This window comes from Colwellia sp. 6_MG-2023, assembly GCF_030547765.1.
Classification (GTDB): Bacteria; Pseudomonadota; Gammaproteobacteria; order Enterobacterales; family Alteromonadaceae; genus Colwellia.
Genome location: NZ_JAUOPP010000048.1, coordinates 1 through 6,686, shown reverse-complemented (window position 1 = coordinate 6,686; position 6,686 = coordinate 1). Strand labels below are relative to the sequence as shown.

The window sequence follows — 6,686 nt, the reverse complement described above, 5'->3', positions numbered from 1 at the left end:
GGAATTGGTAGACACAAGGGATTTAAAATCCCTCGCCGAAAAGCGTGCCGGTTCAAGTCCGGCTCCGGGTACCATTTTAAAAATATCTCAAATATTTTTACAGTATTTAATATCAGCAAATATAGTAAATAGTTTATTTTCCTCCGTTATTTTATAAAATCACTATTTATCTGTCATACATCTCATATTATTCAGGTAATAATTTCTTAGCAATATAGAATACAAGAATAAATAGTTAGTATTGAGTCAAACATTAGTAATTCATTACCATTCATTTCATACAAAATTCACCTTGCTATAGAGACGTTATAAAGAAATAATCAGTACTACTTAGATAACTCCTCCTTAATTTTCATCGTTCTTATTCATATTCTTTAGCCTAATTCCTTCTTATATTATAGTTAACTCCTGAGTACTTTAATGGTAAAGTTTATGCTTAATTCATAGAGAGGATAAAAAATGAAATTAGCTTCAACAAAAATCATCACAGTATGCGCACTTATTTTGGCAACTAATAGTGCTATTGCAACACCAGCAACGTCTGAAAAGCATGCTAACAAAGCTAACGAGTTACGCCATGCCGTATTCACTATGCTAGGTGCAAATATGGGTGCATTAGGCGCCATGGCTAAAGGAAAGATCCCATTTGATGCAAAGGTAGTCGAAAAAAATTCAATTCGTATTAATCAGCTTTCATTTATGATTGCTGATTACACGAGTACTGATACAAGTGCTTATAAAGTAGACACTACAGCATTGCCAGATGTGTGGACTAAGCGTGAAGCCTTTGAAAAAAGAATTAATGATTTAACAATAGCATCTGAAAAGCTTGTTAAAGCATCTACATCAGGTGATGAGTCGGCAATTAAAGCAGCTATTGGCGGTGTAGGAAAGACGTGTGGCGGATGTCACGATAACTTTAGAGAAGAATAACACTCAAGCCCGTCCTGTAAAAAATAAAGGCTAATATAGCTATACAAGGCCTGAATAACATATATGTTGTTATTCAGGCCTTTTTGTTTGTACTAATAATAAAACTCTTCTTCGACTGGTACATTCAAGACTAACAACCAATATAAGAAAACGGCAACAACTAATATTATTACTAAAGCCACAAATAATTTAGATGATTTAATACCTTTTTTATTTTCGGCACTGTCACTACTTTTATATCCTGTGATCATTGGTACAATCAAATTCGCTTTTTTTACCAGCAAATAATAAAAAGCAGCACTTATATGTAATACAGATACAATAATAATAATATCAAAAACATTATGATGAATTAATGACATAATACTCTGAATCGAACTACTTGCACTTGCATAGTAAGGTCCAGAAGTAAAAATATCATCGTTCATAAATAGCCCGCTAATCGCTTGTGATAAAACTAACGTCAACATCAATACCACCATTAACCCACCAAGAGGATTATGACCAACAGTAGTATAGTTTTTTTCTTGTCTGAAGTTTTTTAAATAGTGTAAAAGCGCTTTTTTATTGGGTATAAATTGAGTGAACTTCGCATAGCGAGTACCAAATACCCCCCATATTATGCGAAATATAATCAAGCCTAAAATAAAGTAGCCTATTTTTAAATGCCAATCTATTAAGTTTCGTTCGCCATCTGATGTATACCAAGCAGCAAAAAGTGAAATAACAAGACACCAATGAAATAGTCTAACAGGAAGATCCCAAACTAATAATTTATTTTTCATTATTTAATTTATGTTGAACAACGATTATAACATTATAAATAATGAACAACTATTGTGAAACCTCTTATTTATTAAAAGGTAAATAGACAGTTTTAGCCGTAGATCAATATATTATGATAGTGAATTTGACGCTTATAAATACACTAACACGCTGAGCGCATACTCATAATATTAAAGATAAATTAATAAAATTAATAAAATTAATAAGGACACTCGCTTATAGTCACCATGAAACAATTGTCTAAAGTCTTTTGTTAACAAATTTGAGCGACTGTCCTGTCCCTATTCTTTTAACGGGGACAGGTGTACATTAAATTAACCGGTACTTTTGTAGCTTACTATTCGGTTTTTCAGGAATAGTCATTTCAATTAAAGCGGCGTCCATCGCTGGTTTAAGGTAGCGTTCTCTAAAGTGCTTGCGATCTTTAAGTTTCAACTTTTCTTGTAATTGCTTTCTATTTAAAGATATATCAGATTGTCTTAATACATTTATCAAGGCTTTAACTTGTGGTGTTTCTTGTGGGGCTGTGTTTTTTTCTATTGGCGCCAGTGATCGTGCAGGTTCTTTATTTAAAAATAAGCTATTGTCTATTTTTAAAATAGTACTTAAGGTATTTTCGAGAATATACTCGATAAAAACTGAAGAATCCCCCGTGTCGGTGCTTTCATTTATTGCACTATTATACTGCTGTTTAGTTGCCTCTATAAATTTTTCCACAGGAAATAATATAAATAACGGATTCCATTGCTTAAGTATTTTAGATTGCCATAAAGAGGCAATGCGACTATTACCTTCAACAAAAGGATGGATAAATTTAAGTTCGTAGTGAAATACTGAGCTTTTTATTAGCGGGTGTTCAGTCGATGTAGACAACCAGCTAAAAAGATCTTCCATCATCTGTGGAATATGCAAAGCTTGCGGGGCTACTTTCAATTTTTTGCTATTGATAGTGTTATTCGTCCGATAGTTATCAGTTGTATTTTCTTGAGACAATATAAGCGCTTTATGTGCTGTCAAAAAGTCATCGCATAAATTAATATCCCAATTATTCATCTGTTCATAGACTTCAATGGAATTATTTACTTTTTTGATTATTTCTTCAGATAAATCAATGTCGTCTTTATGATAAATTGTGTTTATCTGCGCCTTTGTCAAGGTAACATTGTCATTAAGTAGTGCGTTTTTAACCTGTTTTACCAGAGCATCTTGCTTACTTTGCAAGATATCTTTTTCGTTGTACATTATAGAGAGTTTGCCGATAGCTTCTGCAATATCTGAAATATAGTGAATGATTTTTGATGTGACTGTAAACGGAGGTTGAAATTGACTCATGAGATAATAAATTTAAGCTTTAATTCTACCTACAAGATACGCTAATCAAGAGGGTTAGTATAATTAAAATTCTTAATTAACCTTAATTATGGATAATGTTAGAACGATTTACTCATCGAGTAAATCGTTTTTTTTGACTGAAAACGATTGAGGGTAAACACGATAGGCCACTGTATCAGGCTGATTTTGCCTGTAATCTTTCGTTGAAATTACTTAATATGAGTATAAGACTTTCGTTATCATCCAAGATAAGCTGTAGTCAAAATGTTAAATAGTGAGGCTAAACTTACCGATTTTTCGGTATTAGCACATTACCTTTATGTCCTTTTAAAATAAGGGATGTAGATGGGGGGCATTAAGATATATTTGATTGTGGTAGCTAGTTTTTTTGATAAACTGTGAGTATCTAACCCTTTTATTCGACGACCATGTTAAGCATTAAAATCGAACAATAAAAATTAAAATTAATAAGGACACTCGCTTATAGTCAGAACAAAACCAAAATTAAAAAACATAGATGAAATACCGATTTTTAGACGTGCGGAAGTTTAACCGTGATATAGGTAGGTGGTTATTATGGTTAGGGTTATTGTTAAATGGTTACGCTAGAAGTTTATCACAACAATTAACATTGGTTCGTCGCTTCAATCCTCTGTGCTCGCAATAATCTGTTAATACATCACTGTGACCTACCGCGCCATGAAATAATCGTCTAAAGTCTTTGGTTAACGTTAGCCAATTATCAGGACTGATGTTCAAGCGGTTAAGTAAAGCAGGTTGAGTTGCTTCAATATAGCCGGCTTTATCTTCACGGAAACAGCGACCTGTCATTTCAATTAATTCAAGGTAATCTTTTAGCTCAAATGGTAAACCTTTAGGCATGCTTTTGCGTGGATTACCCACAAAAGGCAGTAGCGTTTTGGGCTGTTTAGCCTTTTTGGCTGATATAGCTCGTTGCTTTACGCTGGTATATCCTGAGCTTTCTGGGGTTTTCGCTATATTCGCTCTTACTGGGTTTAAATCAACATATGCCATACACGCAGCAAGGGCCGCTTCGTCTAATAAAGCTTGAGATTTAAAACGCCCTTCCCAGAAATGACCAGTGCAATTGTCTTCTTGATTCGCTTGTGTCGCGATGCTTTGGTTGAGTAGGCGCATAAACCAGCTGATGTCCATTAAGCGATGGCGATATACTTCAACCGTTTCAAGCAAAGAAGTCATCAGGTAGTCAGGAATTTCTTCTCCTCGACAATATTGCTGTGTTAATAATGTGCCTTTAAATAACTGATGCCAACGCTCAAGTACTGCTTTGGTTGACCATCCTTTTGCCGTTTCTTCATCGATAGATAATACCGTATGCGTATGGTTACTCATAATAGCGTAAGCGCAAACATCAATGGCAAACACCTGCGTTAGGCTAAGTAATTTATCCTCTACCCAACCTCGCCTGTGGTCAAAATTTTTCCCTGTATTTTTATCTTCACCGCACAAAAAGGCACGACGAACACAACGAGAAATACAGTGATAATAAGGTGTATCAGCTAAGCTAATAAGTTGTTTTCTGGCAGTTGTCATAAAAGACCTCTCACTTACAGGTTATTTATTAAACTTAGTTGAGAAGTCTGTGTTGTTCAAATTTGAGCGACTGTCCTTGCTAATATCCTAATAGGTTAAGCGACTGTCCTTGCTAATAGGTTACTTAAGTTCGGCTTGATTTCTGGAGAGCGTCCATATATGTCCTTGCTAATAGGTATATATATAACTAAAAGCAAAAAACCCGTTAATCTTTCGATCAACGGGTTTTCTAAACATGGCGGTGAGGGAGGGATTCGAACCCTCGAAGGCTTGCGCCTTACACACTTTCCAGGCGTGCTCCTTCGGCCACTCGGACACCTCACCAGTAACAAGCTGCGCTATAGTAGATAAAAACGAACTAACACGCAAGCGGAACTCATTAGTAATCGAACAAAACTGCACAAATGTTTATAATTCACACGGTTATGTTAAGTCTACTCAATGAAGCTAAGCTAAATTAAGCGTTCCCCTTCACTGCCAGTTTATTTTCTGCAGCAAAATTTAACATTCTATGTAATGGAACTAAGGCTTTTTTAGCAAGCTCGCTATCGACAGTGATTTCTTTACCTACAGGGCTCTCTAACGCTTCAGCAATAGACTTTAGGCCATTCATTGCCATCCATGGGCAACTTGCGCAACTACGACATGTAGCGCCATTACCACCCGTTGGTGCTGCAACAAAAGTTTTATCTGGATTAGCTTGTTCCATTTTGTAAAAAATACCCTGATCAGTCGCCACAATAAAGTGTTGATTTGGCATTTCTTGGCTAGCTTTTATCAATTGACTGGTTGAGCCTACGGCATCAGCTAATGCGACTACATTAGCCGGTGACTCAGGATGAACTAATACCGCAGCATCAGGGTATTGAATTTTTAAATCTCGTAAAGCTTTCGCTTTAAATTCATCATGAACAATACAAGCGCCCTGCCACATTAACATTTGAGCACCTGTTTCTTTTTCAATATAGGCACCTAAATGACGATCTGGCCCCCATAAGATAGGCTTTCCTTCGCTTTCTAGCATTTCAACAATTTCTAACGCAATACTTGACGTAACAACCCAATCAGCACGGGCTTTAACAGCCGCAGAAGTATTAGCGTATACAACAACAGTATGATCAGGATGTTGATCACAGAATGCGGAAAACTCTTCAATAGGACAACCTAGATCTAATGAACAAGTTGCCTCTAGCTCAGGCATTAGCACTGTTTTTTCTGGGGTTAAAATCTTTGCGGTTTCCCCCATAAACTTAACACCTGCAACAATTAAAGTGTCTGCTGGATGTTGATTACCAAAACGTGCCATTTCTAAAGAATCAGCAACACAGCCCCCTGTTTCTTCAGCAAGCGCTTGAATTTCGGGATCAGTGTAATAATGAGCGACTAAAACTGCATTTTTTTCAATTAATAATGCTTTAATTCTCGCAATATATTGTGCTTTTTCATCATTATTTAATAATTCAGGTTTCGCTGGAAATTGAAAATCAAAATCAACAGCTGCATTAATTTGGCTCATTTTAGCTCTCTATATATAACAAGTATAAATGTCTTTAAACGGCGTAATTATAAGGGAACGACTAAGTAATGTGTAGTACTTTGAACGATTAGCCCCGAGTTTAAAAGCTTGTAAAAGACTAATAAGATATAAAGCAGTATTCTTTGTTAAAAGATTTACAAGTATTGGAATAGTTGCTTGACCGTAAATGTTCGAACATTAGATTACTTGATTGAGCAGTTAAAAGCCTGATCTTGGTTTGGTTTATTTGTAAGAACTGAAGAAGTATAAAAAAGTGGTCGGCCGTGAAGAATTTAAACCTTCGACTAACTTGATTTAGTTGGTTAAAAGCCAAGGCTTATTTTTTGGTACTTAAAAGCTATAAGAAAAGTGGTCGGCCGTGAAGGATTTAAACCTTCGACTAACTTGATTTAGTTGGTTAAAAGCCTTGGCTTTGATATATTCAGTTATTGGAGATTGTTGTAGAAAAAGTGGTCGGCCGTGAAGGATTTGAACCTTCGACAAATTGGTTAAAAGCCAACTGCTCTACCAACTGAGCTAACGG

General features: G+C 35.6%; 5 protein-coding genes and 1 tRNA gene. 1 reads left to right on the top strand and 5 read right to left on the bottom strand.

All coding sequences use genetic code 11. The features are described from left to right. Positions 1-459 precede the first annotated feature (459 nt). Positions 460-933, top strand: coding sequence for a cytochrome c (locus Q4503_RS18615; protein WP_303603168.1), 474 nt, complete (start codon positions 460-462; stop codon positions 931-933). Positions 934-1,025: 92 nt separating this feature from the next. Here the strand turns inward: Q4503_RS18615 and Q4503_RS18610 are convergent, their stop codons facing one another. The 5 genes from Q4503_RS18610 to nadA form a co-directional block, all read right to left on the bottom strand. Then, a complete protein-coding gene (locus Q4503_RS18610; RefSeq protein WP_215973661.1) occupies positions 1,026-1,718 on the bottom strand; it encodes a cytochrome b/b6 domain-containing protein in 693 nt (230 codons plus the stop codon). Between the two features lie 310 nt (positions 1,719-2,028). Further along, the gene (locus Q4503_RS18605; protein WP_303603167.1) at positions 2,029-3,051 is read right to left on the bottom strand and encodes a Fic family protein; all 1,023 of its coding nucleotides are present in this window, start codon (positions 3,049-3,051) and stop codon (positions 2,029-2,031) included. A 600-nt stretch (positions 3,052-3,651) separates the two neighbouring features. Further along, positions 3,652-4,626 (bottom strand): transposase, encoded by a 975-nt coding sequence (locus tag Q4503_RS18600; RefSeq protein ID WP_303603166.1) that lies wholly within the window; start codon positions 4,624-4,626, stop codon positions 3,652-3,654. 236 nt (positions 4,627-4,862) lie between these two features. After that, a tRNA-Ser gene (locus Q4503_RS18595) sits at positions 4,863-4,950 on the bottom strand. A gap of 133 nt (positions 4,951-5,083) precedes the next feature. Next, positions 5,084-6,142 (bottom strand): quinolinate synthase NadA, encoded by a 1,059-nt coding sequence (gene nadA, locus Q4503_RS18590; RefSeq protein WP_215972633.1) that lies wholly within the window; start codon positions 6,140-6,142, stop codon positions 5,084-5,086. Positions 6,143-6,686: the final 544 nt, after the last annotated feature.